The sequence below is a fragment of the Vibrio sp. Vb1337 genome, from assembly GCF_033338715.1.
Lineage (GTDB): Bacteria > Pseudomonadota > Gammaproteobacteria > Enterobacterales > Vibrionaceae > Vibrio > Vibrio alginolyticus.
In genome coordinates this window covers 1-1033 of the sequence record NZ_JAWOTD010000282.1, presented here as the reverse complement: position 1 = coordinate 1033, position 1033 = coordinate 1, and the positions used below count along the sequence as shown (strand labels likewise).

Genomic DNA, 1033 nt, shown 5'->3' with positions numbered 1-1033 from the left:
TCATGCCAACGTTTTGCTAGCCATGCCATATAGTGCACCATTCGTAGACCGCGAAGTGGCTCGATTAGTTTCAATTCCGCGGCGTTAAAATCGCAAAACTCTTGATACGCCTCTAAAATGATGTCCAGTTGCATCAGCTTATCTTGGCGTTCGCCGTTAAGTAGCATCCACAAATCTTGTACGGCAGGGCCGTTGCGCGAGTCATCTAAATCGACAAACATTGGGCCGTCGCGCCACAAGATGTTACCCGGATGGCAATCGCCATGCAGACGAATCGTTGTGAAGCTGTCTTGCCAGTGGTTTTCGATGGCTTTGATGAGCATATCCAAGTCATTGAAAAAGCTGTTTTCTAAATGCATCGGGATCATATTGGCGTTTTGCAAAATCTCACGTGGTTGGTAGAGATACTCTTGCAAACCAATGGTAGGACGATGTTGAAAAGCTTGTCGGCTGCCGACTTTATGGATGCGTCCTAAAAAGCGACCAACTCCTTCAAGCTGCTCTAAGTTATCGACTTCAAACTGACGACCGCCTACGCTTTCGAAGAGAGCGAACCCATAGCCTTGATAGTGGTGTAGGGTGTTGCCATTGATGCGTACGGGTGGGGCGACGGGGATTTCGTTATCAATCAGCTCAAGCGTGAAATCGTGCTCTTCTTGAATCTGCTCGTTGCTCCAACGTTCCGGACGATAGAACTTCACGACGTAGCGACGACGCTCTTCATCGGTAAATTGATACACACGGTTTTCGTAACTGTTGAGAGGCAGAAAGCCCGATTCAGCACGAATGCCAATGCTTTCTAACGCGTACCACATGAAATCAGGGGTGAGGGCGTCAAAGTTAAACATACTTTGGGACATATAAATAAAAAGGCTCATTACTGAGCCTTTTTCCATTAATTATCGATGTTGTCGTTACAGCTTTTTGATAAACCGACTTTCAACTTCGATAGTGAATTCGTTGCTCTTATCGGTGAGTATAAACTGAATTGTGGTGATCGCAGAGTTTAGCTTGTCAGGATCGGCACCAAGGC

The 1033-nt window shown here is 46.5% G+C and carries 1 protein-coding gene; it reads right to left on the bottom strand.

Going from position 1 to position 1033, the window contains the following annotated elements; genetic code table 11:
* The coding region (locus R7E42_RS25645; protein ID WP_318073333.1) for a serine/threonine protein kinase at positions 1-860 on the bottom strand (860 nt) is incomplete at its 3' end.
* Positions 861-1033: the final 173 nt, after the last annotated feature.